This window comes from Streptomyces hoynatensis (assembly GCF_003626535.1).
GTDB classification, from domain to species: Bacteria; Actinomycetota; Actinomycetes; order Streptomycetales; family Streptomycetaceae; genus Streptomyces; species Streptomyces hoynatensis.
Window position 1 is genome coordinate 144,838 of record NZ_RBAL01000009.1, and the last position, 25,122, is coordinate 169,959.

Annotated in this window: 15 protein-coding genes and 1 pseudogene; 8 read left to right on the forward strand and 8 right to left on the reverse strand. The window is 73.6% G+C overall.

Annotated elements, in window-relative coordinates; genetic code table 11:
* Window positions 1-191: 191 nt before the first annotated feature.
* Together D7294_RS17395 and D7294_RS17400 are read left to right on the forward strand one after the other, a co-directional pair.
* Window positions 192-3,314, forward strand: coding sequence for an FAD-binding and (Fe-S)-binding domain-containing protein (locus D7294_RS17395; protein WP_120680706.1), 3,123 nt, complete (start codon window positions 192-194; stop codon window positions 3,312-3,314).
* Between the two features lie 194 nt (window positions 3,315-3,508).
* Window positions 3,509-4,531 carry an SDR family oxidoreductase gene (locus tag D7294_RS17400; RefSeq protein WP_120680708.1) on the forward strand — a complete coding sequence of 341 codons (1,023 nt, stop codon included), beginning with the start codon at window positions 3,509-3,511 and terminating at the stop codon, window positions 4,529-4,531.
* On the opposite strand, the gene glgX is transcribed toward D7294_RS17400, so the two are convergent.
* Window positions 4,506-6,743, reverse strand: a complete 2,238-nt coding sequence (gene glgX / locus D7294_RS17405; RefSeq protein WP_120680710.1) for a glycogen debranching protein GlgX — start codon at window positions 6,741-6,743, stop codon at window positions 4,506-4,508. The two genes, D7294_RS17400 and glgX, sit on opposite strands and share 26 nt — an antisense overlap.
* A 343-nt stretch (window positions 6,744-7,086) precedes the next feature.
* Between glgX and D7294_RS17410 the strand changes: the two genes are divergently transcribed.
* The 3 genes from D7294_RS17410 to D7294_RS17420 all read left to right on the forward strand — a co-directional run bounded on the left by D7294_RS17410 (window position 7,087) and on the right by D7294_RS17420 (window position 9,774).
* Window positions 7,087-8,298 carry a L,D-transpeptidase gene (locus D7294_RS17410; RefSeq protein ID WP_338325659.1) on the forward strand — a complete coding sequence of 404 codons (1,212 nt, stop codon included), beginning with the start codon at window positions 7,087-7,089 and terminating at the stop codon, window positions 8,296-8,298.
* A 93-nt stretch (window positions 8,299-8,391) separates the two neighbouring features.
* Window positions 8,392-9,168, forward strand: coding sequence for an enoyl-CoA hydratase/isomerase family protein (locus tag D7294_RS17415; RefSeq protein ID WP_120680714.1), 777 nt, complete (start codon window positions 8,392-8,394; stop codon window positions 9,166-9,168).
* 138 nt (window positions 9,169-9,306) lie between these two features.
* Window positions 9,307-9,774 carry an ATP-binding protein gene (locus D7294_RS17420; protein ID WP_241562435.1) on the forward strand — a complete coding sequence of 156 codons (468 nt, stop codon included), beginning with the start codon at window positions 9,307-9,309 and terminating at the stop codon, window positions 9,772-9,774.
* Between the two features lie 166 nt (window positions 9,775-9,940).
* Here D7294_RS17420 and D7294_RS17425 read toward each other — a convergent pair whose 3' ends face one another.
* The gene (locus D7294_RS17425; protein ID WP_120680716.1) at window positions 9,941-10,249 is read right to left on the reverse strand and encodes a hypothetical protein; all 309 of its coding nucleotides are present in this window, start codon (window positions 10,247-10,249) and stop codon (window positions 9,941-9,943) included.
* Between the two features lie 135 nt (window positions 10,250-10,384).
* Here D7294_RS17425 and D7294_RS17430 point away from each other — a divergent pair, with 135 nt between their 5' ends.
* Both D7294_RS17430 and D7294_RS17435 read left to right on the forward strand, forming a co-directional pair.
* Window positions 10,385-12,217 carry an ABC transporter ATP-binding protein gene (locus D7294_RS17430; protein ID WP_120680717.1) on the forward strand — a complete coding sequence of 611 codons (1,833 nt, stop codon included), beginning with the start codon at window positions 10,385-10,387 and terminating at the stop codon, window positions 12,215-12,217.
* Window positions 12,214-14,082 (forward strand): ABC transporter ATP-binding protein, encoded by a 1,869-nt coding sequence (locus D7294_RS17435; RefSeq protein ID WP_120680718.1) that lies wholly within the window; start codon window positions 12,214-12,216, stop codon window positions 14,080-14,082. The genes D7294_RS17430 and D7294_RS17435 overlap by 4 nt, the downstream gene beginning before the upstream one ends.
* 70 nt (window positions 14,083-14,152) lie before the next feature.
* Here the strand turns inward: D7294_RS17435 and glgP are convergent, their stop codons facing one another.
* The 6 genes from glgP to D7294_RS17465 form a co-directional block, all read right to left on the reverse strand.
* The gene (glgP, locus tag D7294_RS17440) at window positions 14,153-16,735 is read right to left on the reverse strand and encodes an alpha-glucan family phosphorylase (protein ID WP_120680719.1); all 2,583 of its coding nucleotides are present in this window, start codon (window positions 16,733-16,735) and stop codon (window positions 14,153-14,155) included.
* Window positions 16,736-16,836: 101 nt separating this feature from the next.
* Window positions 16,837-18,009 carry an ABC transporter ATP-binding protein gene (locus tag D7294_RS17445; RefSeq protein WP_120680720.1) on the reverse strand — a complete coding sequence of 391 codons (1,173 nt, stop codon included), beginning with the start codon at window positions 18,007-18,009 and terminating at the stop codon, window positions 16,837-16,839.
* A complete protein-coding gene (locus D7294_RS17450; RefSeq protein WP_120680721.1) occupies window positions 18,006-19,142 on the reverse strand; it encodes an ABC transporter ATP-binding protein in 1,137 nt (378 codons plus the stop codon). Before D7294_RS17450 ends, D7294_RS17445 begins: the two co-directional genes overlap by 4 nt.
* Window positions 19,143-19,146: 4 nt before the next feature.
* Complete coding sequence (locus D7294_RS17455; protein ID WP_120680723.1) at window positions 19,147-20,100, reverse strand: ABC transporter permease; 954 nt, start codon at window positions 20,098-20,100, stop codon at window positions 19,147-19,149.
* Window positions 20,100-21,104, reverse strand: a complete 1,005-nt coding sequence (locus D7294_RS17460) for an ABC transporter permease (RefSeq protein WP_120680725.1) — start codon at window positions 21,102-21,104, stop codon at window positions 20,100-20,102. The genes D7294_RS17455 and D7294_RS17460 overlap by 1 nt, the downstream gene beginning before the upstream one ends.
* Before the next feature lie 177 nt (window positions 21,105-21,281).
* Window positions 21,282-22,952 carry an ABC transporter substrate-binding protein gene (locus D7294_RS17465; RefSeq protein WP_120680727.1) on the reverse strand — a complete coding sequence of 557 codons (1,671 nt, stop codon included), beginning with the start codon at window positions 22,950-22,952 and terminating at the stop codon, window positions 21,282-21,284.
* Between the two features lie 288 nt (window positions 22,953-23,240).
* Between D7294_RS17465 and D7294_RS32485 the strand changes: the two are divergent.
* Window positions 23,241-25,052: pseudogene (locus D7294_RS32485) on the forward strand (rhamnogalacturonan lyase); the annotation flags it as partial.
* Window positions 25,053-25,122: the final 70 nt, after the last annotated feature.

A 25,122-nucleotide genomic window follows, 5' to 3' on the forward strand; every position in this document is an offset into this window, starting at 1 on the left:
CGCCCGGGGGCCGGCGGCGCGCGGGACTCCCCGGTGTAGCGCGGGCGGGTGCGGGTACTCGCGGCGCCCGTGACGGCGGCCGGGCCCGGCGGGCAGGTGCGGCACGCGCCCGCGCGGGGCGGGCCGGCGCGGGCGTGGCGAGACGGCGGCGAGACGGCGGCCGTGGGGCGGCAGGAAGGCGGCAGGGCAGGATGGACGGTTTCTTCCGGATCGGCGCGCCGGAGCGGCAGCAGGCGCCGCACGCGGGTGCGGACGGGGCCGCGCCGGACGGGGGCCGGGACCTCCGGGCGCTGGAGGCGGCCCTGCGCGAGCGGGTGGCGGGCGAGGTCAGATTCGACGCGGGAAGCCGGGGGGCGTACGCCACCGACGGCTCCAACTACCGGCAGGTGCCGCTGGCGGTGGTGGTGCCGCGGACGGTGGACGCGGGCGCCGAGGCGGTGCGGGTGTGCGCCGAGTTCGGGGCGCCGGTCCTGTCCCGGGGCGGCGGGACCAGCCTGGGCGGGCAGTGCACCAACGCGGCGGTCGTCATCGACTGGACCAAGCACTGCAACCGGCTGGTCTCCCTGGACACCGAGGCCCGCACCTGCGTGGTGGAGCCCGGCATCGTCCTCGACCGGCTGAACGGCCTGCTCGCCGAGCACCGGCTGAAGTTCGGCCCCAAGCCCTCGACGCACAGCCACTGTTCGCTCGGCGGCATGATCGGCAACAACTCCTGCGGGGCCACCGCGCAGGCCTACGGGAAGACCGCGGACAGCGTGCTGCGCCTGGAGATCCTCACCTACGACGGGCTGCGCTGCTGGGTGGGGCCGACCGGCGAGGAGGAGTACGCGCGCATCCTCGCCGCCGGGGGCCGCAGGGCCGAGCTCTACCGGGGCCTGAAGGAGCTGGTCGCGACCTACCTGGCGGACATCCGCCGCGGCTATCCCAGCCTGCCGCGCCGGGTGTCCGGGTACAACCTCGACTTCCTGCTGCCCGAGCGCGGCTTCGACCTGGCCAAGGCCCTCACCGGCAGCGAGGGTTCCCTGGTGACGGTGCTGCGGGCCGAGCTGAAGCTGGTGCCGCACGAGCCCGCGGACGCGATGCTGGTGCTCGGCTACCCCGACGTCTGCGCCGCCGCGGACGACGTGCCGCGGCTGCTCGAACACTGCCACCCCCTGCAACTTGAGGCCATCGACGGGCGGATGGCCCAGCTGATGCGCGAGGAGCGGGCGTACCTGGACTCGCTCGCCCGCTTCCCCGAGGGGGACGGCTGGCTGCTGGTGCAGTTCGCGGGCGAGAGCAAGGAGGACGCCGACGCGCAGGCCCGCGACCTGCTGCGGGGCCTCGGCCTGGCCGAGGACGACCCGCGGGTGGGGTTCTCGGACGACCCCGAGCGCGAGAACCAGCTGCTGAAGGCCCGCGAGGCGGGCCTCGGGGTGACGGCGCGGCCCCCGGACGGGCGGGAGACCTGGGAGGGCTGGGAGGACTCGGCGGTGCCGCCGGAGCGCCTCGGCGGCTACCTGCGCGACCTGCGCCGGCTCCTGGCCGAGTTCGGCTACGAACAGGCGTCCCTCTACGGGCACTTCGGGCAGGGCTGCGTCCACACCAGGATTCCCTTCGACCTCAAGACCGCCGACGGGGTGGAACGCTTCCGCGCGTTCCTGACCCGGGCGGCCGACCTCGTGGTGTCCTACGGCGGCTCGCTCTCCGGGGAGCACGGCGACGGGCAGGCGCGCGGCGAGCTGCTGCCGCGGATGTTCGGCGAGCGGCTGGTGCGGGCGTTCGACGAGCTGAAGGCGCTGTTCGACCCGGACGACCGGATGAACCCGGGCAAGGTGGTCCACCCCCATCCGGTGGACGGGCAGCTGCGGCTCGGGCCGCGCTGGCGGCCCCAGGCCGGCCCCACCCACTTCGGCTACCCGGAGGACGAGCACAGCTTCTCGCACGCGGTCATGCGCTGCGTCGGCATCGGGAACTGCCGCTCCCACCACGGCGGGGTGATGTGCCCCTCCTACCGGGCGACGGGCGAGGAGGAGCACTCCACCAGGGGCCGGGCCAGGCTGCTCTTCGAGATGCTCGGCGGCCATCAGGACTCGGCGATCGGCGACGGCTGGCGCTCCACCGAGGTGCGGGACGCCCTCGACCTGTGCCTGGCCTGCAAGGGCTGCAAGTCGGACTGCCCCACGGGCGTCGACATGGCCACCTACAAGGCGGAGTTCCTCGCGCACCACTACGCCGGGCGGCTGCGCCCGGCCGCGCACTACTCGCTGGGCTGGCTGCCGGTGTGGGCCAGGCTCTCCCGGGTGGCGCCCCGGGTGGTGAACGCCGCGCTGCACGCCCCCGGCGTCGCCGCGCTCGGGAAGCGGCTGGCCGGGGTGGCGGGCGAGCGCGAGGCGCCGGTCTTCGCGCCCCGGTCGTTCACGCAGGAGTGGCAGCGGCAGGGCGCGCCGGACCAGCCGCGCCCCGGCGAGGAGAACGCCGTGCTGCTGTGGCCCGACACCTTCAGCAACTACTTCCACCCGAACGTCGCGCACGCCGCGGTGCGGGTGCTGACGGAGGCCGGGTTCCGGGTCGCGGTGCCGCAGGAACCGGTGTGCTGCGGCCTCACCTGGATCTCCACCGGGCAGCTCGACCGGGCCAAGCGGGTGCTGCGCGGCACCCTGGACACGCTGCGGCCCTGGATCGCCGCGGGCACCCCGGTGGTCGGTCTCGAACCCTCCTGCTCGGCGGTGTTCCGCGCGGACGCGCCGGAGCTGATGCCGGACGACCAGGATGTGCAGCGGCTGGCGGGGCAGTTCCACACCTTCTCCGAGGTGCTGGCGAACCGGGCGGGCTGGCGGCCCCCGCGGCTGGCCAGGGGCGCGACCGTGCAGACCCACTGCCACCAGCACGCCGTGCTCGGCTACGACGCGGACGCCGAACTGATGCGCCGGGCCGGGCTGGACGCGGACGTGCTCGACGAGGGCTGCTGCGGCCTCGCCGGCAACTTCGGCTTCGAGCGGGGGCACCACGAGGTGTCGATGGCGGTCGGCGAGCAGGGGGTGCTGCCCGCGGTGCGGAGCGCGGCGCCCGGCTCGCTGGTGATCGCCGACGGCTTCAGCTGCCGCACCCAGATCGAGCAGGGCACCACCGGGCGGCGCGCGGTGCACCTCGCGGAGGCGCTGGCGGCGGGCCTGGAGGGCCCGGTGCCCGCCACGTACCCGGAGCGGCAGGCGGCGGTGCGGCCCGAGGCCGCCCCGCGCGAGGCCGCGCTGTTCGCCGCCGGGACCGCCGCGGCCGCGCTGGCCGCGGCGGCGGCCGGGGCGGGGTACGCGCGGCGGCTGCGGAACGGGTGAGGAGGCCGGCCGCCGCCCGGGGGAGGCCACGGCAGCGGTGCCGGGGCGGCGGGGCCCTGGCAGGGACGGAAGGCACCGGGAAGGCACTGCGAAAGGACTCGCCAGGACTCGGCAGGACTCGGAAGGACTCGGAAGGAATCGGAAGGCACTCGGAAGGGATCGGAAGGAAAACGGAGAGGGAAGGGACGCGAACGATGGGTCAGACGGTGGTCATCACGGGCGCGACCGCGGGGGTCGGCCGGGCCACGGCGGAGCTGTTCGCCCGCAGGGGCGCCTCGATCGGGCTGCTCGCCCGCGGGGAGGAGGGCCTGCGGGGCGCGGTGGAGGACGTGCAGGCGGCCGGCGGCCGGGCGCTGCCGCTGCCCACCGACGTCGCCGAGGCCGCGCAGGTGGAGGCCGCGGCCCGCGCGGTGGTGGACGCGTTCGGCCCGATCGACGTCTGGGTGAACGTCGCCTTCACCTCGGTCTTCGCCCGGTTCACCGACATCGAGCCCGAGGAGTTCGAGCGGGTCACGCGGGTGACCTACCTCGGGTTCGCCAACGGCACCAGGGCCGCGCTGCGGCACATGCTGCCCCGTGACGAGGGCACCATCGTGCAGGTCGGCTCGGCCCTGGCCTACCGCGGCATCCCCCTCCAGTCGGCGTACTGCGGCGCGAAGCACGCCATCAACGGCCTCACCGAGTCGGTGCGCACCGAGCTGATGCACGACAAGAGCCACGTCCGCGTCACCACGGTGCACCTGCCGGCCGTGAACACCCCGCAGTTCTCCTGGGTGCTGTCCCGGCTGCCCCGGCACCCGCAGCCGGTGCCGCCCATCTTCCAGCCGGAGACGATCGCGCGCGGCGTGCTGTTCGCCGCCGACCACCCCAGGCGCAGGGAGTACCTCCTGGGCGGCTCCACGGTGGGCACCGTGCTCGCCAACAAGGTGGTGCCCGGGCTGCTCGACCGCTACCTGGCCCGCACCGGCTTCGACTCGCAGCAGACCGACGAGGTGGTGGAGCCGGGGCGGCCGCACAACCTGTGGGAGCCGGTGGACGGGGCGCGGGGCCACGACCACGGCGCGCACGGGGCGTTCGACTCCCGCGCGCACCACAGGACGGGCCAGCTGTGGACCGCCAGGCACCGCAAGACCTCAGCGGCCGGCGCCACGGTGGGGGCGGCGGGCTCCCTGCTGGCCGGGGCCGCGCTGCTCAGGGCGTACCGGCGCCGCGGCTGAGGGCCTCCTCCCCCGGGGCCGCGGCCTCGTCCCGCGGCGCCCCGGCGCGCAGCACCAGCACCGAGCGGCCGGGCACGGTGACGGCCGCGCCGCCGCGGTGCCTGGTGCCCGGGGGCGCCTCCTGGTCCTCGCGGGAGGTGTCGGCGACCAGTTCGTAGGCGTCCGCCCAGGGCGGGCCCGGCAGCAGGAAGGCCACCGGCTCCGCGCCGGCGTGCAGGAGGACGAGGAAGCTGGCGTCGGCGATCTGGCGGCCGAACTCGTCGCGGTGCGGGATGTCGCGGCCGGAGAGGAACATGCCGAGGGTGGCGGTGGGCGCGTACCAGTCCTCCTCGGTCATCTCGCCGCCGGCCGGGCGGAACCAGCTCAGGTCCCCCATGCCGCCCGGCTCGTCGCGGCTGCCGGAGAAGAAGGCCCGGCGCCGCAGCACCGGGTGCGCGCGGCGCAGCCCGATCAGCCTGCGGGTGAGGTCGAGCAGCGGCCGCCAGGCCGGGTCGGCCGGCAGGGACCAGTCCAGCCAGCTGAGCGCGTTGTCCTGGCAGTAGGCGTTGTTGTTGCCGCGCTGGGTGCGGCCCATCTCGTCGCCTGCCACGAGCATCGGCACCCCGGTGGAGAGCAGCAGGGTGGTGAGCAGGTTGCGCAGCTGGCGGCGGCGCAGGGCGGCGATCGCGGGGTCGTCGGTGGGCCCCTCGGCGCCGCAGTTCCAGGACCGGTTGTCCTCGCTGCCGTCGCGGTTGTCCTCGCCGTTGGCCTCGTTGTGCTTGTGCGCGTAGGTGACCAGGTCGCGCAGGGTGAAGCCGTCGTGGGCGGTGACGAAGTTGACCGAGGCGTACGGCCTGCGTCCGCCCCAGGCGTACAGGTCGCTCGAACCGGAGAGCCGGTAGCCCAGGTCCCGGACGTCGGGCAGCGCGCCGCGCCAGAAGTCGCGCACGGTGTCGCGGTAGCGGTCGTTCCACTCGGTCCACAGCGGGGGGAAGGCCCCCACCTGGTAGCCGCCGCTGCCCACGTCCCAGGGCTCGGCGATCAGCTTGACCCGGCGCAGCACCGGGTCCTGGGCGATGACGGCGAGGAAGGGGGAGAGCATGTCGACGTCGTGCATGGAGCGGGCGAGGGCCGCGGCGAGGTCGAAGCGGAAGCCGTCGACGCCCATCTCCTGGACCCAGTAGCGCAGCGAGTCGGTGATCAGCCGGAGCACCTGCGGCTGCACCACGTGCAGGGTGTTGCCGCAGCCGGTGTAGTCCGCGTATCCGCGGGGGTCTTCGGCGAGCCGGTAGTAGCCGGGGTTGGCGATGCCGCGCAGGGAGAGCGTCGGCCCGAACTCCCCCGCCTCGGCGGTGTGGTTGTAGACGACGTCGAGAATCACCTCGATCCCGGCCCGGTGCAGGGCGCGGACCATGGCCTTGAACTCCCCGACCTGCTGGCCGCGGGTGCCCGAGGCGCTGTACGCGGAGTGCGGGGCGAAGTAGCCGATGGAGTTGTAGCCCCAGTAGTTGCGCAGGCCGCGCCGCAGCAGGTGCTCCTCGTGCGCGAACTGGTGGACGGGCAGCAGCTCCACGGCCGTCACGCCGAGGGAGACCAGGTGCTCGACGGCCGCGGGGTGGCCGAGGCCGGCGTAGGTGCCGCGCAGGGCGGGCGGGATGCCGGGGTGGCGCATGGTGAAGCCCCGCACGTGCAGCTCGTAGATCACCGAGTCGGGCCAGGGCGTCTTGGGGCGGACGTCGTCCGCCCAGGTGTCCTGGTCGTCCACGACGACGCCCTTGGGCACGAAGGGGGCCGAGTCGCGGTCGTCGCGCACGGTGTCGTCCTCGCCGGGATCGCCCCAGGCCGAGTGCCTGACGTGCCCGTAGACCTCGGGCGGCAGCGAGAACTCCCCGTCCACGGCCCGCGCGTAGGGGTCGAGCAGGAGCTTGGCCGGGTTCCAGCGGGCGCCCTGCGCCGGGTTCCACGGGCCCAGCACGCGGTAGCCGTAGCGCTGCCCCGGGCGGACGCCCGGCAGGAAGCCGTGCCAGATCTCGTGGGTCAGCTCCTCCAGTCGGTGGCGCGTCTCGCGGTCCCGCTCGTCGAAGAGGCACAGCTCCACGGCCTTCGCGCCGCCCGCCCACAGCGCGAAGTTCGTGCCCTCGACGCCGCCGGGGCCGGGCCCGAACCTGGCGCCCAGGGGCTGGGGATGGCCCGGCCACACCTCCGCTCCGGCGCGCTGGGCTGCCTCGGACACGTGCGCCTCCGCTCGGGATCTGCCGACATCTCCTCACCGCATGCACCGCGGGCACCCGGCGGGCCTCGTTCACTGCCGGCGCTCGGTGCTCACCGGCGCTCACCGGTGCTCGCGGCGTGCGCCGGCGCTCCTCGCGTTGCGCGCATCCGCCGCGTTGACCGCATGTGTCACGGTTCGCCCCATAGTGCCACGGGCGGCCGGCGGGAGGCCCGCGGAGCCGATCGCGACCACTCCGAACTTGCAGCGGAACGGTGACAATTCACCTCCCTCCCCCGTCACAACAGTCTGATTACCTGGGCGCAAAGGGGCGTGTGCGCGGGGCGCACGCGAGGGGAGAACAATCGTGAGAACGCGGCCCAGACGCGCATGGATTCCGGCGGCGACGGCGGTCCTTTTCGGGGCGTTGCTGCTCGGCACCGCGGGGTGCAGCGGCAGCAGCGAGGCGAACGAACCGCCGGCCGGCGAGGGCGCCACGGCGGAGCAGGCCGAGCCCGTGCACATATCCGTGGCGCCGGGGGACGGCGCCACCGGGGTGGCCACTTCGGGTGAACTTCAGGTGACCGCGCAGGACGGCACGCTGACGGAGGTGACCGTCGCGGACGCGGACGGGGCCGAGGTCCCGGGCGAGCTCACCGAGGACGGCGCAGGCTGGGCGCCCACCGAGCACCTGGCCAACGACACGGCCTACACCGTCACGGCCACCGGGAAGAACAGCGAGGGCGCCGAGGAGACCGTCAGCTCCCACTTCACCACGGTGGCCGCGGACGCCACCTTCACCACCAACTGGAACATCCCCGACGGCGCCGAGGTCGGGGTCGGCATGGAGCTCTCGCTGACCTTCGACGCCGCCATCGAGAACCCGGACGAGGTCCGCGACGCGGTGCAGATCACCACCGAGCCCGAGGTCGAGGTCGCGGGCCACTGGTTCGGCAGCAACCGCCTCGACTTCCGCCCCGAGGAGTACTGGGCGCCGGGCACCGAGGTGACCGTCAGGCTGCGGGAGCGCGGCGTCGAGGGCGCGCCCGGCGTGTACGGGACCGCCTACGAGGACCTGCACTTCACGATCGGCCGCAGCCAGGTCAGCACCGTGGACGTGGCCGCCCACACCATGGACGTGGTCCGGGACGGCGAGCGCGTGAAGACCATCCCGATCACCGCCGGCGCCCCCGGCCGCGACACCTGGCTGGGCCGCATGGTGATCACCGAGAGGCTCGTCGAGACCCGGATGGACGGCGAGACGGTGGGTTACGGCGGCGAGTACGACATCCCGGACGTGCCGCACGCGATGCGGCTGACCAATTCGGGCACCTTCATCCACGGCAACTACTGGGCGGCGAGCTCGGTGTTCGGCAGCGAGAACAGCAGCCACGGCTGCATCGGCCTCGACGACACCCGCGGCGCCTCGGACGAGAGCACCGACGCCTACTGGTTCTACGAGCACTCGATGATCGGCGACGTGGTCGAGGTGGTGAACTCCGACGACGAGGTGGTGGCCCCCGACAACGGGCTGACCGGCTGGAACATGTCCTGGAGCGACTGGACCGCGGAGCAGTGAGCGCCGGGCGAGGGGGCACCACCTCCTAGGGAGCCGCCTAGTGCGCCCGGGCCCTCCGTCCGCCGCGCGCCCGCCGCGGCTAGCCTGACGCGCATGACTGTGCATCTGGAGGTGGCGGACGGGGTGGGCACCCTGCGCCTGGACCGTCCGCCGATGAACGCCCTCGACATCGCCGTCCAGGACCGCCTGCGGGAGCTGGCAGGGGAGGCGACCGCCCGCGCGGACGTGCGGGCGGTCGTGATCCGGGGCAGCGAGCGGGTGTTCGCGGCGGGCGCGGACATCAAGGAGATGCGGGCCATGGACCACGCCGCGATGATCGAGCGGTCCCGTGGCCTCCAGGAGGCGTTCACCGCCGTGGCCCGCATCCCGAAGCCGGTGATCGCGGCCCTGACCGGCTACGCCCTCGGCGGCGGGCTCGAACTCGCGCTGTGCGCCGACCTCAGGATCGCCGCCGAGGACGCCAGGTTCGGCCAGCCCGAGATCCAGCTCGGGCTCATCCCCGGGGCGGGCGGCACCCAGCGGCTGCCGCGGCTGATCGGCCCCTCGCGGGCCAAGGACCTGATCTTCACCGGCCGGCACGTGAAGGCGGACGAGGCGCTGTCGATGGGCCTGGTGGACCGGGTGGTGCCGGCCGCGGAGGTCTTCGCCGAGGCGCGGGCCCTGGCCGTGCGGCTGGCGGCGGGCCCGGCGACGGCGCTGCGCGCCGCCAAGGAGGCGGTGGACGCCGGCCTGGAGACGGACCTCGACACCGGGCTGACCCTCGAACGCACCTGGTTCGCCGGGCTCTTCGCCACCGAGGACCGGGACTACGGGATGCGCAGCTTCGTCGAGGACGGCCCGGGGAAGGCGGTCTTCTGGCCCCGGGGCTGAGCGCCGCCGCGCCACGCCCTTCCCGGACGGGCCTGCCGTGGGCATATGTACGGCAGCACCGCGGCACCACTCACCCCAGAGGGGGCACTTCCCACCGAACGGCCCACGCGTCCGGCATATGCACGCCATGATGGGGGCATGGCAGCGACGGCACATCCAAGCGACGTCATCGGCGAGGAGGAGCTCACCGACGCGGACCCCTCGGCGGCCGAGCTCTGCCTCCCCTCGCGGCCCGAGTCCGCGGCCTGGGCCAGGCGCGTGACCAGGCGCCAGCTGCAGGGCAGGTGGCTGCTTCCGGCCGAGCTGACCGAGGACGCGGTGCTTCTCGTCTCCGAACTCGTGGGCAACGCGGTGCGGCACGCCGGCGCGCACTCCTTCGGGCTGCGGCTCAGGCGCCGCCGCGGCTGGGTGCGCGCCGAGGTCCGCGACCCCTCCCGGGCCCTGCCCTGCCGGCTGCCGGTCCGGGAGATGGACGTCGTCAGCGGCCGGGGCCTCTTCCTCGTCGACACCCTCGCCGACCGCTGGGGCGTCGACCTCCTCCCCTGCGGCAAGACCACCTGGTTCGAGATGCGGGTGCCCTCGCGGGGCCCCGCCTCGCCGGCCTGACCCGGGCGGCACCCACGGCGCACGGCGGCCCACGGCAGCACCGCGGCCCACGGCAGCACCGCGGCGCCCGGCAGCACCGCGGCGCCCGGCGGGGCCGCGGCGCACGCCGGCGGGCGCGCGCCCGCCACCGGGAGGCCGCCCGGGCCTCCCGAGGCGCGGGCGCGCCTCAGGCCCGGCCGGCCAGGCCCCGACTCGCGCGGCGGCGCCGGTCGTTGCACAGCAGGCACCGGCCCCAGCCGGGCGGGAGCGGGTCGTCCTTGTCGCCGTAGAGGGGGTCGACCGCCCCACGCGGGTGCTCCCGGCAGCCGGTGGTGCCCGGCCCCGCGCCGAGCGCCTGGGCCGCGGCCAGCGCCCGCCGCAGGGCGTCCACCAGCACCTCCGCCTGCTCGCCCGAGGGCGGCTGCACGTCGAAGGCGATGTCGGACGCCGTCCGCAGGGAGGTCTGCAACTCCCTCAGCTCTGTGGGCTGACTCATGCCCGCCAGCCTAAGAGCCCCCACCGACAGCCGCGCCCGCGGGCCGGGAAGCGGCGGCCCACCACCCCCTCCGTCCTGCGCCCTAGGCCGAAAACCCGTGGGCAGTGTCAGGGGCGAAACGTACTCTCGAAGCTGATGTCTGCCTCAGCCGAAGCCCAAGCCGCCCCTGCCCGAAAACGTTCCGTCGTCCGCTCCCTGCTCCGGCTGTGGCCCTATGTACGCCCCGTGCGGGCCAGGGTCTTCGGCGCCGCCGCGGTCGCGGTCGCCGGCTCCTCGATGTCCCTGGTGATGCCGCTGGTGCTGAAGTGGATCGTGGACGGCCCGGTCAGCGACGGGGACGAGGCCGGCGTGTGGCTCGGCGGTGCCCTGCTGCTCGGCGTGGGCCTGTTCGAGGCGGGCCTCTTCGGCCTGCGGCGCTGGCTGGTCGCCAGGCCGCTCGCCGGCGTCGAGGCGGCGATGCGCTCGGAGCTCTACCGGCACGTGCAGCGGCTGCCGGTCACCTTCCACGACCGCTGGCCCACCGGCCAGCTGCTCTCGCGCGGCACCGGCGACCTGCAGCTGCTGCGGCAGTTCCTCGCCTTCGGCCTCACCTTCCTGATCGTCAACAGCACGACCATCCTCATCGGCTTCGGCGTGCTGCTCGTCCAGGACTGGACCCTCGGCCTGGTGCTGATCGCGCCCGTGGTCCCGCTGATCGCGCTGAGCTGGGTGTTCGAGTCGCGGTTCTCGGTGGTGGCCCGGCGGGCCCAGGACCAGATGGGCGACCTGACCACGGTGGTGGAGGAGTCGATCCTCGGCATCCGCATCATCAAGGGCTTCGGCCGGCACCGCAGCCAGGCCGAGGCGTTCCGCGTCCTCTCCCACCGCCTGATGGACACCGAGCTGCACAAGGCGCGGCTGCTCGCCGCGATCTGGCTGGTCATCGCCTCGCTCCCGGAGCTCTTCCTGGGGGCCGCCCTGGTCCTGGGCGTCGACCGGGTCGCCGACGGCGACCTGACGGCGGGCACCCTGGTCGCCTTCATGACCACGGCGATGGCGCTGCGCTGGCCGGTGGAGTCGATCGGCTTCCTGCTCGCGCTGACCAACGAGTCGGCCGCCGCCACCGACCGCTTCTTCGAGGTGCTCGACGAGCCGGTGCCCGCCGAGCCCGCCGGCGGCGCCCGGCTGCCCGCCGCCCCCGCCGCGCCGGGCCGGGGCGCGCCGGCCGGCGACGGCATCCGCTTCACCGACGTCGTCTTCCGCTACCCGGACAGCCCGCCCGGCAGCCCGCCGGTGCTCGACGGGGTGAACCTGCACGTCGCCCCGGGCGAGACGATGGCCCTCGTCGGCGGCACGGGCAGCGGCAAGACGACGCTGGTCACCCTGCTGCCGAGGCTGCACGAGGTCACCTCGGGCCGCATCACCCTGGACGGCACCGACATCGCCGGCCTCTCGCGGCACGAGGTGCGCCGGCACGTGGCGATGGCCTTCGAGGAGCCCACGCTGTTCTCCGCGTCCGTCGCGGAGAACGTCCTGATGGGCGCGGCCGAGGCCGACCGGGACGACCTGGCGCGGGCCCTGCGCACCAGTCAGTCGGAGGGCTTCGTGCGGGCGCTGCCCGAGGGCGAGGACACCCAGGTCGGCGAGCAGGGCCTGAGCCTGTCCGGCGGCCAGCGGCAGCGCCTCGCGCTGGCCCGCGCCGTCGTCGGCCGCCCCAGGTTCCTGGTGCTGGACGACCCGCTCTCCGCCCTCGACGTCCACACCGAGGCCAGGGTCGAGGCGGCCCTGCGCGACGTGCTCGCCACCACCACGGCGCTCGTCGTCGCGCACCGCCCCTCCACGGTGCAGCTCGCCGACCGGGTGGCGCTGCTCTCCGGCGGCCGGATCGCCGCCGTCGGCACCCACGCCGAACTGCTGCACACCAACGCCGAGTACCGCCACCTGATGACGGGCAGGCACGCCGAGCAGCCGGAGGTCTCCGCCCGATGAGCACCACCGTCGACGCCGGCGGACGGCAGACGCCGCCGCCCGGGCCCGAGGACCTGCCGGGCCTGCCCGGCCCCACGGACCCCTTCGACCAGGACCGGCTGCCCGCGCCGGCCGGCGCCTCGCGGCGGCTGCTCGGCTCGCTGCTGCTCCCGCACCGGGCGCGGGTCGCGCTCGGCGCCCTGCTGCTGCTCACCCAGCAGGCCGCGGTGCAGGCCGGGCCGCTGCTGGTCGCCTACGCCATCGACAGCGGCGTGCCCGCGCTGCGCGAGGACGACCGCGGCCCGCTGATCGCCGTGGCCGTCGCCTACTTCCTGTGCGCGGCGGGAGGCGGGCTGCTCCAGGCCGCGTACGTGCGGGTCGCCGCGCGGATCAACCAGAGCATCCTGCTCGACCTGCGCGGCCGGATCTACCGGCACGCGCAGGCGCTCAGCCTCGACTTCCACGACCGGTACACCTCGGGGCGGCTGATCTCCAGGTCGACGAGCGACGTGCAGTCGCTGCGCGACCTGCTGGAGGAGGGCCTCCAGGAGATGCTGCTGATCCTGGTCTCGGTCGGCTACATCGGCCTGCTGCTCTTCTACCTCGACGTCGGGCTCGGCGGGGCGGCCCTGCTGTCCTTCGTGCCGCTGTTCCTGCTGGTGCGCGGCTACCGGCGGCGCTCGGCCGAGCGGTTCAGCAAGCGGTCGACGGCGATCGCCGCGGTCATCGTCAAGTTCGCCGAGACCATCAACGGCATCCGGCCGGTGAAGGCGTTCCGCCGCGAGGAGGCCAACGCCGCGGAGTTCGACCGGCTGAACCGGCGGCACGAGCGGCTCAACGGCGACACGCTGCTGGAGATGAGCCGCTTCGTCGTCACCTCCCGGATGACGGCCGCGGTGGCGGTCGCCGCCATCGTGCTCTGGGGCGCCCAGCGGGTGGCCTCGGGCGATCTCGAACTCGGGGCGCTGGCCGCCGGCGCGCTGTACATCAGGCGGCTGTACGACCCGCTCGACCGCTTCGCGATGATCCTGAACAACTACCAGTCCGCGGTCGCCTCCCTGGAGAAGATCGCCGGGCTGCTCGCCCAGCGGCCCGACGTGCCGGAGCCCGCGCACCCGGTGCGGCTGCCGGAGCGGCCGGCGGGCGCGCCCGGGCGCGAGGTGCTCTTCGAGGAGGTGCGCTTCGCCTACCGGACCGGCGGGGAGGTGCTGCCCCGCTTCCGGCTCTCGCTCCCCGCGGGCCAGACCTGTGCCCTGGTCGGCGCCACCGGCGCGGGCAAGTCCACCCTGGCCAAGCTGCTCGCCAGGTTCTACGACCCGACCGAGGGGCGGGTGCTGCTCGACGGCGTCGACCTGCGGGACCTGGCGCTGCCCGAGCTGCGGCGCGGGGTGGTGATGGTGACGCAGGAGGCGTTCCTGTTCTCCGGCACGGTGGCGGAGAACATCGCGATCGGCAAGCCCGACGCCACCCCGGAGGAGATCGAGCAGGCCGCCAAGGCCATCGGCGCGCACGACTTCATCGCCGCCCTGCCCGAGGGCTACGACACGGACGTGCGCAAGCGCGGCGGCCGGATCTCGGCCGGCCAGCGCCAGCTGGTGGCCTTCGCCAGGGTGCTGCTCGCCGACCCCTCGGTGGTGATCCTGGACGAGGCCACCTCCTCGCTCGACGTGCCGGGCGAGCGGGCGGTGCAGGAGGCGATGGTCACGGTGCTGCACGGGCGTACCGCGATGGTGATCGCGCACCGGCTCTCGACCGTGGAGATCGCCGACCGGGTGCTGGTGATGGAGGCGGGCCGGATCGTGGAGGACGGGCCGCCGGCCGAGCTGATCGCCGGCACGGGCCGCTTCTCCGACCTGCACCGGGCCTGGCGCGAGAGCCTGGCCTGAACGCGCCCGCCCCGCGCCCGGAGAGGGCGCGGGGCGGGGTGGCGCGGCGGCGCGGGCGGGGCGGGGTCCCTCAGCGTGCCGCCGCCTGGTCGGCCGGCGCCTCCGGCGGCAGGGCGAGCAGCCCGAGTTCGGCCCGCGCGGACAGCAGCGGGTGGGCGGGCAGCACGCGGACGGTGTAGCCGAAGGGTCCCGGGCGGTGCAGGGTGAGTTCGCCCTCGTAGGTCCAGCGGCCCGAGAGGTCGGGTCCGCCGTTCGGCTTCAGCGGGACGTACACCGGCTCGGCCAGGGTGTCGTCCCCGTCCACCCGGCCGGTCACCGCCTGTACCTCGACGGCCGAGGGCGGCAGGTCGCCCAGGGCGACGCGCACCCTGAGCGGCACCGAGCCGCCGAGGGTGGGCGGCTCGGTGGCGGCCTCCACGTGGTCGACGGCGACCCGCGGCCACTCCCGGCGCACCCGGTCGGCGAAGCCGGACAGCTCCTCCGCGGCCTCGGCGGTGAGCGCCCGGTGCGCGCCGGCGGCGGGCGCGTAGTAGCCGGTGATGTACTCGCGCAGCATCCGGTCCGCCCTGAGCTTGGGCCCGAGCCGGTCCAGGGTGGCGCGGACCATCTCCAGCCAGCGCCCCGGCAGGCCGGAGGCGCCGCCGTGGTTCCACGCGCCGCGGTCGTAGAAGCAGGGCGCGACCTGCTGTTCGAGCAGCGTGTAGAGGGCGGCGGCCTCGATGGCGTCCCGCCGCTCCGGCTCGGCCGCGGCCTGGCCGTCGGCCGTGGGGATCTCCCAGCCGAAGTCGGGGTCGAACCACTCGTCCCACCAGCCGTCCCTGACCGAGAGGTTGAGGCAGCCGTTGAGGGCGGCCTTCATCCCCGAGGTGCCGCAGGCCTCCAGCGGGCGCAGCGGGTTGTTCAGCCAGACGTCGCAGCCGGCGTAGAGGCAGCGGGCCATGGCCATGCCGTAGTCGGGCAGGAAGACGATGCGGTGCCGGACGGCCGGGTCGTCGGCGAAGCGCACCAGCTCCTGGATCAGCCGCTTGCCGCCCTCGTCGGCCGGGTGGGCCTTGCCCGCGACCACGATCTGCAGCGGCCGCTGCGGGTGCAGCAGCAGGGCGCGCAGCCGCTTGGGGTCCTTCAGCATCAGGGTCAGCCGCTTGTAGGAGGGGACGCGGCGGGCGAAGCCGAGGGTGAGCACGTCCGGGTCGAGGACGTCGTCCACCCAGCCGAGTTCGGCGTGCCCGGCGCCGCGCTGCCGCCAGGAGGCCCGCAGCCTGGCGCGCACCTCGTGCACCAGCTGCTCGCGCAGGGTGCGGCGCAGTTCCCACAGCTCCGCGTCCGTCAGCGAGCCGGTCCACTGCCGCTGCACCGCGTCCGCCGTCCAGGTGGGGGCGTGGACGCCGTTGGTGACGGCGCCGATGGGGGTCTCCTCCGGGTCGAAGCCGGGCCACAGGCCGGCGAACATGCCGCGGCTGACGCGGCCGTGCAGCGCCGAGACCCCGTTGGCGCGCTGGGCGGTGCGCAGCCCGAGGACCGCCATGTTGAACTGCGGCGGGCCCTCGCCCGACACGGTGACGCCCTCGGGCTCGCGGCCGAGCGCGAGCAGCCGCCGCGAGTCGAGGGCGGCCAGCTCGCCGCCCTCGCCGAAGTGCCTGGCCACCAGTTCCTCGGAGAAGCGGTCGATGCCGTCGGGCACCGGCGTGTGGGTGGTGAAGACGGTCCCGGCCCGCACCGCCCACAGCGCGGAGTCGAAGCCGATCCCGTAGGCGGCCAGCTCCCGGATGCGCTCGGGCCCGAGGAAGCCGGCGTGGCCCTCGTTCATGTGGAAGACCTCGGGCTCGGGGTGGCCGGTGAGGCGGCAGAAGGCGCGCACCGCGCGGACCCCGCCGATGCCGAGCAGCATCTCCTGCACCAGCCGGTGCTCGCTGCCGCCGCCGTAGAGGCGGTCGGTGACGTCGCGTTCCGCCGGCCCGTTCTCGGCGACGGCCGAGTCGAGCAGGATCAGCGGGACGCGGCCGACCTGGGCCTGCCAGATCCTGGCGGCCAGGGTGCGCCCGCCCGGCAGCGCGAGCGTCACCCTGGCGGGCGAGCCGTCGGGCTCGGTGAGCGGGGTCAGGGGCAGTTCGTGCGGGTCGACGACCGGGTAGTGCTCCTGCTGCCAGCCGTCGGGGGAGAGGGTCTGGCGGAAGTAGCCGTAGCGGTAGAGCAGGCCGACGCCGATCATCGGCGCGCCGAGGTCGCTGGCGGCCTTGAGGTGGTCGCCGGCGAGGATGCCGAGGCCCCCCGAGTACTGCGGCAGGGTGGCCGTGATGCCGAATTCGGGCGAGAAGTAGGCGATGGCCCGCGGGAGTTCGCCGCCGGCGCGGGAGTCTGCCTGCTGGTACCAGCGGGGCTCGGTGAGGTAGTCGCGCAGGTCGCCGACGGCGACCTCAAGGCGGCGCAGGAAGCCGCGGTCGGCGGCGAGGGCGGCCAGCCGGTCGGCGCGGACGGTGCCGAGCAGCCGGACCGGGTCCTCGCCGCCGGCCTGCCAGCCCTGCGGGTCGACGGAGCGCAGCAGCTCGCGGGTCTCGGGGTGCCAGGACCAGCGCAGGTTGTGCGCGAGTTCGTGGAGGGGGCGGAGTGGTTCGGGAAGGACGGGACGTACCGAGAAGCGACGGATGGCCTTCACGCCTCGACCGTAGCCGGGCACCGGGGGAGGTTGCGGAGGATTCCGGGGCAATCCGGTGGAATCGGGCCGCTAAACCACCCCCGGGGACCACGGGCCGGCGGTCAGGGAATGAGCGGCTGCGGCCCCTGCCCCGGGCCGCCGTCCGGGGGCCCGCCGGGTCCGGCCTCGGGGCCCGCGGCCGCCCCCGGCTCCGCGGCGGCCTCGGCGGCCTCCGCCTCGAAGCCCGTGAGAGTGCCCGGCTGGTGCAGGATCGGCGGGGCCAGCTCCCGGTTGGGCCGGAGGGTGCCCTCGGCGATCTCGGCCGCGTAGTGGCAGGCCACCCGGTGCCCGCCGCCCACGTCGGTCAGCTCGGGCCGCTCGGTGGCGCAGCGCTCGGGCTGCCGCCAGGGGCAGCGGGTGTGGAAGCGGCAGCCGGCGGGCGGGCCGGCCGGGGACGGCAGGTCGCCGCGCAGCAGAATCCGCTCCCTGGTGTCCTCCACCTCGGGGTCGGGCACCGGGACCGCCGACATCAGCGCCCGGGTGTACGGGTGGCGCGGGTCGGAGTACAGGGCGTCGCTCGGGGCCTCCTCGACCAGCGAGCCGAGGTACATCACCCCGATGACGTCCGAGATGTGCCGGACCACGGCCAGGTCGTGGGCGATGACCAGGTAGGTGAGCCCGAGGGAGTCCTGCAGCTCCTCCAGGAGGTTGAGCACCTGGGCCTGGATGGAGACGTCGAGCGCGGAGACCGGCTCGTCGCAGATGACGAGGTCGGGTTCGAGGACCAGGGCCCTGGCGATGCCGATGCGCTGCCGCTGGCCCCCGGAGAACTCGTGCGGGTAACGCGACAGGGAGCCGGCGGGCAGGCCGACCCGGTCGAGGATCTCCAGGATCTTGGCGCGGCGCTCCGCCCGGTCGGCGCCCAGGCCGTGGGCGGCCATGCCCTCGGCGAGGACCGACTCGATGTTCTGGCGGGGGTTGAGGCTGCCGAGGGGGTCCTGGAAGACCATCTGCAGGCGGCGGCGGGCGCGGCGCATCTCCTCGGCCGGCAGGGCGGCCAGGTCGGTGCCGTCGAAGACGACGCGGCCCGAGGTGATCTCGTTGAGCCGCAGGACGGCCCGGCCCAGGGTGGTCTTGCCGCAGCCCGACTCCCCCACCAGGCCGTAGGTCTGGCCGGCGGAGACGCTGAGCGAGACGCCGTCCACCGCGTAGACGTGGCCCACGGTGCGGTCGAAGAGGATGCCGCGCCTGACCGGGAAGTGGACCTTGACCTCGTCCAGTTCGAGCAGGGTCATGAGGTGGCCTCCGTCGTCTCGGCGGCGTCGCCTTCCGGGTTTTCCCCGGGGCTGCCCTCGGCGGTGTTCTCGGCGGTGTTCCCGGGGTCGTTCCCGGCGGTGTTCCCGGGGCCGTTCCCGGCGTTCCCTGGCCCGTCCCCGGCGCCGTCCCCCGGGGCGGCGGCCACCGGGTGGACGCAGCGCACCCGGTGGGCCTCGCGCCCGGGCAGCAGGGTGAGGGGGAGGCCGCCGTCCAGGCACTCCTCGGTGGAGAAGTCGCACCGCGGCGCGAAGGCGCAGCCGTCCCCCCAGTCGATGCGGTCGTTGATCGAGCCGCGGATGGGCCGCAGCCGCTCGCCCCGGGGCGCGTCCAGGCGCGGGATGGAGCCGAGCAGCCCGTGCGCGTAGGGGTGGGCGGCCTCGGCGAACAGCGGGCGCCGGTCGGCGGCCTCCACCACCTTGCCCGCGTACAGCACGTTGACCCGGTCGCACAGGCCGGCGACCACGCCCAGGTCGTGCGTGATCATCAAAAGGGCGGTGCCCTGCTGGTCGACCAGCTCCTTGAGCAGCTCCAGGATCTGCGCCTGGATCGTCACGTCGAGCGCGGTGGTGGGCTCGTCCGCGATCAGCAGCCGGGGCGCGCAGGCGACGGCCATCGCGATGAGGGCGCGCTGCCGCATGCCGCCGGACAGCTGGTGGGGGTACTCCTTCAGGCGCCGCGTCGGGTCGGGAATGCCGACCCGGTCGAGCAGCTCGGCGGCCTCCTTGCGGGCCGCGGAGCCGCGCAGCCCGCGGTGGCGGCTGAGGATCTCGGTGACCTGGACCCCGATGGGCACCACCGGGTTCAGCGAGGAGAGCGGGTCCTGGAAGATCATGGCGAGCTGGCTGCCGCGCAGGTCGCGCAGCCGGGCCTGGCGCAGCCTCAGCAGGTCGGTGCCGTCGAACTCGGCCCGTCCGCCGATGCGCACCCCGCGCTGCGGGAGCAGGCCCATGAGGGCGAGCGAGGTGACGCTCTTGCCGCAGCCCGACTCGCCCACCAGGCCCACCACCTGGGACTCGTCGACCTGGAAGGAGACCCCACAGACGGCGGCGACGTCGGGCGCGCCGTGGCCGGTGAAGGTCACCGTCAGTTCGTCCACGGAAAGCAAGGGCATGACATCAGCTCCGCAGTTTCGGGTCGAGCGCTTCCCGCATGGCCTCGCCGAGCAGCGTGAAGCCGAGCGAGGTGACGATGATGCCGACCGCCGGGTAGACGGCCATCATCGGGGCGGCGTCGAAGAAGCGCTGGGCCTGGGCGAGCATGACGCCCCACTCGGGCTGGGAGGCGTCCGGGTTGCCGAGGCCCAGATAGGACAGGGCGGCGGCCTCGATGATGGCGGTGGCCAGGGCCAGGGTCGCCTGCACGATGACCGGGCCCAGGGAGTTGGGCAGCACGTGGGCCAGCACGATCCGGCGGCGGCGCACGCCGAGCGAGCGGGCGGCCAGCACGTAGTCGGCCCCCGCCTGGGCGAGCATGGAGCCGCGCAGCAGGCGCGCGAACACGGGGATCTGCACCACGCCGACGGCGATCATGACGGTGGTCAGGCTCTGGCCCATGATGGCGGCCACGCTGACCGCGAGCAGCAGCGAGGGCAGCGCGAGCATCATGTCGATCAGCCGCATGAGGACGGTGTCGAGGCGCCGCCCGGCGCGCCCGCCGAAGGCGAGGGCGGCCCCGGAGATGCCGCCGGTCAGCGCGCCGACGGCGAAGCCGAGCAGCGTCGAGACGACGCCGACCAGCAGCGTCTGCCTGGTGCCGACCAGCATCCTGGACAGCTCGTCGCGGCCGAGGTGGTCGAGGCCGAGCCAGTTGCCGCCGCGCGGGCCGACGAACTGGGCGTGGTTGACCAGGACCTCGTCGCGCCAGGTCTGGTCGGTCGGGTCGTAGGGCGCGATCCAGGGCCCGACGATGGCCACGACGACGAACACGGCCATGATGACGGCGCCGATGAGGGCCATCTTGCTGCGCCGCAGCCGCCGCAGCGCCTCCCGCCACAGGCTGCCGCCGGCGGTGGACTCGGTGCGGGTGGTGAGCTCCGCCAGCCGGTCGAGCTTCTCGGTCTTGGTGGTCATCAGTTCACCCGCACTCTCGGGTCGATGAGGCTGTAGGCGAGGTCGACCAGGAGATTGATGGCGACGTACAGGAGTGCGATGAAGAGGATGAAGCCCATGAGGACGGGGTAGTCCCGGTTGTCGATCGCCTCCTTGATGAACGAGCCGATGCCGCCGAAGGCGAAGACGGACTCGGTGAGCACGGCCCCGGAGAGCAGGCTGCCGGTGAGCAGGCCGACGGTCGTGACGACCGGGAGCAGCGCGTTGCGCAGCACGTGCCGCGAGCGCACCACGCGCCGCTGCAGGCCCTTGGACTCGGCGGTGCGCACGTAGTCCTCGCCGAGCACCTCCAGCACGCTGGCGCGGGTGATCCGCACGATGACCGCGAGCGGGATGGAGGCCAGGGCGACGCCGGGCAGGATCAGGTGCTCGACCGCGTCCCAGGAGGCGTCCCACTCCCCGGTCAGCAGGCCGTCGAGCACGTAGAAGCCGGTGACCTCGGTGGCGTTGATGCCGGTGGTCTGGCGCCCGAAGCTGGGCAGCCAGCCGAGGTTGACCGCGAAGATCGCCCGCAGGATGAAGCCGAGGAAGAACACCGGGATGCAGATCCCGATGAGCGAGCCGGAGACGGCCGTGACGTCCAGCCAGCTGCCGCGCCTCCTGGCGGCGAAGTAGCCGAGCGGAATGCCGACCACGACGGCGATCAGGATGGCGGAGAGGGCGAGTTCGACGGTGGCGGGGAAGCGCTGGGTGAACTCCTCCCACACGGGGCGCCCGGTGCGCACCGAGTCGCCGAGGTCCAGGTGCACCAGGCGCTGCATCCAGCGGCCGTACTGCACCCAGACGGGGTCGTTGAGGCCGAGCGACTCCTCGATCTGTCGCCGGTCGGCCTCGGTTCCGCGCTCGCCGAGCAGCGCGGAGGCCGGTCCGCCTGGCAGCTGGTGCAGCCAGAGGAACAGCAGGACCGACAGGCCGAGCAGCGTGGGTATCAGCTGCAGCAGCCTGCGGATGATGAGACGGAGCACCGAGGGTCCCTTTCTCTGCTCGGTTATCTCAGCTGTGGGAAATCAGCTTGGAATTCGCCTTCTGTGCGGGGGTGGGAAGGGACGGTGTGCCGGCGCGCCAGGGCCGTTCAGCGACCCGCCCGGCCACGGGGTGCCGTGGCCGGGCGGGAAGCGATCCGGGCCTGCGCGCGCGGGGCTTCAGTCCTTGAAGCTGACCTCTGCGTAGTTCTCCCGGGTGAGCGGGGAGACGTTCGGCGGGTTGACGTCAGGGGCGAAGGCGATGGACGGCGGGGAGCTGGAGATCGGCACGCCCGGCAGGAAGTCCATGATCATCTCGTTGATCTGCTGGTAGAGGCCGACGCGGGTGTCCACGTCCGGCTCCACCTCGGCCTGCGCCATCAGGTCGAACAGGTCCTCGTTGCGGAAGCCCCACTCCTTTTGGTAGCTGCCGAACCAGGTGCCCAGGAAGTTGAAGGCGTCGTTGAAGTCGCCGGTCCAGCCGAGCAGGTAGACGTTGCAGCCGCCGTCCCTGGTGGTCTCGGTGTAGTCCGGGTTCCACTTCAGCGGGACCGGGTTGACGGTGATGCCGACGTCCTCCAGGTCGGCCCGCAGCAGCTCGTAGATGTCGGCAGGGGCCGGCATGTAGGGCCGGGTGACCTCCGTCGGGTAGCAGAAGTCGAGGGAGAGGTCCTCGTGCCCGGACTGGGCGAGCAACTCCCTTGCCTTCTCGGGGTCGTGCTCGTAGGTGGTGACGTTCTCCGAGTAGCCCTCGATCGTGTGCGGCACGAACTGGGTGGCCACCACGCCGCCCTCGGGCAGCTGGGTGTCGACGATGTTCTGCCGGTCGAGCGCGTAGGCGAGGGCCTGTCTGACCGGCAGTTCCTCAAGGGCCGGGTCGCTGTCCTGGGTGATGCCGAGGTACAGGATGTTGAACACGTCGCGGACCGGGACCTGGAAGCCGTCGGCCTCCAGCGTCTCCACGTCGGCCGGCGCGACCAGGTCGTAGCCGTCGATGTCGCCCGCCTGGAGCGCCTGGCGTCTGGCGTCCTCCTCCGGGATGGTGCGGAAGACGAGGGTGCTCACTCCCGCGCGGTCGCCCCAGTAGTCGTCGAACCGCTTGAGGGTGACCTCCCCGTTGCTCTTGTCCCACTCGCTGATCTCGAAGGGGCCGGTGCCGGAGACGACGCCCGCCTCCTGGCTGTAGTCGGGGAAGGTGATGTTCTCGCCCTCGCCGCTCGGATCGTCCTCGGCCATGGCCTCGATGGCGTTCGGCGACTGGATTCCGAATGCCTCGACGGAGAATCCGCCCGGGTAGTTGGCCGAGGGATGGGCGACCTCGATGACGGCGGTCAGGTCGTCCGGCGCCGTGCAGCCCACGTAGTTGGGCTCCGGCGTCTCCTCGCTCTCGTTGTGCGCGAAGCCGCCGAACACCGCCTGCCAGTAATACGACAATGTCGTGTTCTGGTATGTGCCGGTCCAGTTGTACCAACGGTCGAAGTTCTGGCAGACCACCTCGCCGGTCAGGTCCGCGCCGTCGTGGAACTTCACTCCGTCCCGCAGGTGGAACGTCCACTGGGTGCCCTCGGGGTTGCTCTCCCAGCTCTCGGCCAGCCCGCCGGTCAGCTCCGCCGTCCCCGACTCGTGGGTCAGCAGCGTTTCGAAAACCTGGTGGGTGATCCGGAACGTCTCACCGTCGCTGGCGAGTCCCGGGTCGAGAGAGGCCGGGTCACCCGCGTTCCCGAAGACGAACGTGTCCGAGTCGCCCTCGGAGTCGCCATCGTCGCGTTCGCTCGCGCAGCCGCTGACGACCAGTCCGATCGCGACGGCGGCCGCGAGAATCCGCGCGGCTTTGGGTCTTGCTATGCGCATTGTCCACCTCATGGGTCGGCGGTGGTACGGCGTTCGGTGCAGGCACATTACTGCGCAGGAACATAGCTGTGAACCCGCGTAGATAGGCGATACCGACCTGATATCTACGGCGCGAAAAGCGGACAACCGGCGTGCAAAGCGGCGCACTTATGACGTTTCCGAGGATTCCGCGGGGCTCGGCAACCCGGCCGGCATGCGGCGGCAACAGCCGCGTGAACAATCCCCCCACGAGATCAGGAGAGACGCGTGCCAACCGTGCACCGCAAAGGCGCAAGAAGGCCGGGCAGGATGCTGCTCGCCCTCGGGCTCGCCACCGCACTCACCACCGGAGGGCTGACCGCGCTCGCCCAGGCCGCCGGCTCCGCACAGGCGGGCGGCCGGGCCCCGGCGGCCGCCGCGCAGGAGCCGGCCGGGTACCAGATGGACCGCCTCGACCGCGGGCTGGTCAGCGTGGGCACGGGCGAGGGCAACCTCGTCAGCTGGCGCCTGCTGGCCACCGACCCGGACGACGTCGCCTTCAACCTCTACCGGGACGGCACCCGGGTCAACGAGGAGCCGCTGACCGGCGTGACGGACTTCCTCGACGAGGGCGCCAAGCCGAGCGCCGCGTACACCGTCGCCACCGTCTCCGGCGGCGTGGAGCTGCGGGAGTCCACCGAGGCGGTGGTGATGCCCGACGCCACCAGGGACATCCCGCTCAGCCCGCCCGCCGGCGGCTCCGGCTACACCTACTCGGCCAACGACGCCTCGGTGGGCGACCTCGACGGCGACGGGCAGCTCGACATCGTCCTCAAGTGGGACCCGAGCAACTCCAAGGACAACTCGCAGTCCGGCGTCACCGGCAACGTCTACGTGGACGGCTACACCCTGAGCGGCCGGCGGCTGTGGCGCATCGACCTGGGCCGCAACATCCGGGCGGGCCAGCACTACACGCAGTTCCAGGTGTTCGACTACGACGGCGACGGTTCCGCCGAGGTCGCCATGAAGACCGCGGACGCGACCGTGGACGGGCAGGGCCACGTCATCGGCAACGCGAGCGCCGACTACCGCAACAGCAGCGGCTACGTGCTCAGCGGCCCCGAGTACCTGACCATGTTCGACGGCGCCACCGGCGCGGCCGTCGACACCGTGGACTACGTGCCGGCCCGGGGCAACGTCGCCGACTGGGGCGACGACTACGGCAACCGCGTGGACCGCTTCCTGGCCGCCACCGCCTACCTCGACGGCTCGCACCCCTCGCTGATCATGTGCCGCGGCTACTACACCCGTTCGGTCATCGCCGCCTGGGACTTCGACGGCTCCTCGCTGACGCAGCGCTGGGTCTTCGACAGCGACGACGAGGGCTCCCGCTACGCCGGGCAGGGCAGCCACAACATCTCCGTCGGCGACGTGGACGGCGACAACCGGGACGAGATCGTCTACGGGGCGATGGCCGTGGACGACGACGGCGACCCCCTGTGGTCCACCGGCACCGGGCACGGCGACGCGCAGCACCTGGGCGACTTCGACCCGGACAACCCGGGCCTGGAGTACTTCAAGGTCTCCGAGTCCTCGGGACAGCCCGGCTCCCTCTACATCGACCCGCAGAACGGCAACGTGCTGTGGCAGACCGCCTCCGGCTCCGACAACGGGCGCGGGGTGGCCGGCGACATCTGGGCGGGCAACCCGGGCGCGGAGTTCTGGTCGGCCCACGACGACTCGCTGCGCAACGTGGACGGGGACGCCGTCGGCCGCAAGCCCTCCAGCGTCAACTTCCTGGCCTGGTGGGACGGCGACGCCAGCCGCGAGCTGCTGGACGACACCCACATCGACAAGTACGGGCCGAGCGGCGACACCCGGCTGCTGACCGCCTCTGGCGTGGCCTCCGACAACGGCACCAAGGCCGTGCCCGTGCTCTCCGCCGACATCCTCGGCGACTGGCGCGAGGAGGTGATCTGGCGCACCACGGACAGCAGCGCGCTGCGGATCTACTCCACGGACGTCGCCACCAACATCTCGGTCCCGGCACTGCTGCAGGACCGCATGTACCGCACCGGCGTGGCCTGGCAGAACACCGCCTACAACCAGCCGCCTTACCCGAGCTTCGCCATCGGCGAGTCGGGCGCGAACTCCTTCGACGTGGCGCCCTCCGCCCTGCGCGGCGTCCCGGCGGGCGCGCCGCTCGCCGAGC

What these genes read in the sequence shown, in the direction of transcription:
- D7294_RS17395 (WP_120680706.1), top strand. Translation starts at nt 192, where the DNA reads ATGGACGGTTTCTTCCGGATCGGCGCGCCGGAGCGGCAGCAGGCGCCG.
- D7294_RS17400 (WP_120680708.1), top strand. Translation starts at nt 3,509, where the DNA reads ATGGGTCAGACGGTGGTCATCACGGGCGCGACCGCGGGGGTCGGCCGG.
- D7294_RS17415 (WP_120680714.1), top strand. Translation starts at nt 8,392, where the DNA reads ATGACTGTGCATCTGGAGGTGGCGGACGGGGTGGGCACCCTGCGCCTG.
- D7294_RS17420 (WP_241562435.1), top strand. Translation starts at nt 9,307, where the DNA reads ATGGCAGCGACGGCACATCCAAGCGACGTCATCGGCGAGGAGGAGCTC.
- D7294_RS17425 (WP_120680716.1), bottom strand. Translation starts at nt 10,249, where the DNA reads ATGAGTCAGCCCACAGAGCTGAGGGAGTTGCAGACCTCCCTGCGGACG.
- D7294_RS17430 (WP_120680717.1), top strand. Translation starts at nt 10,385, where the DNA reads ATGTCTGCCTCAGCCGAAGCCCAAGCCGCCCCTGCCCGAAAACGTTCC.
- D7294_RS17435 (WP_120680718.1), top strand. Translation starts at nt 12,214, where the DNA reads ATGAGCACCACCGTCGACGCCGGCGGACGGCAGACGCCGCCGCCCGGG.
- D7294_RS17445 (WP_120680720.1), bottom strand. Translation starts at nt 18,009, where the DNA reads ATGACCCTGCTCGAACTGGACGAGGTCAAGGTCCACTTCCCGGTCAGG.
- D7294_RS17450 (WP_120680721.1), bottom strand. Translation starts at nt 19,142, where the DNA reads ATGCCCTTGCTTTCCGTGGACGAACTGACGGTGACCTTCACCGGCCAC.
- D7294_RS17455 (WP_120680723.1), bottom strand. Translation starts at nt 20,100, where the DNA reads ATGACCACCAAGACCGAGAAGCTCGACCGGCTGGCGGAGCTCACCACC.
- D7294_RS17465 (WP_120680727.1), bottom strand. Translation starts at nt 22,952, where the DNA reads ATGCGCATAGCAAGACCCAAAGCCGCGCGGATTCTCGCGGCCGCCGTC.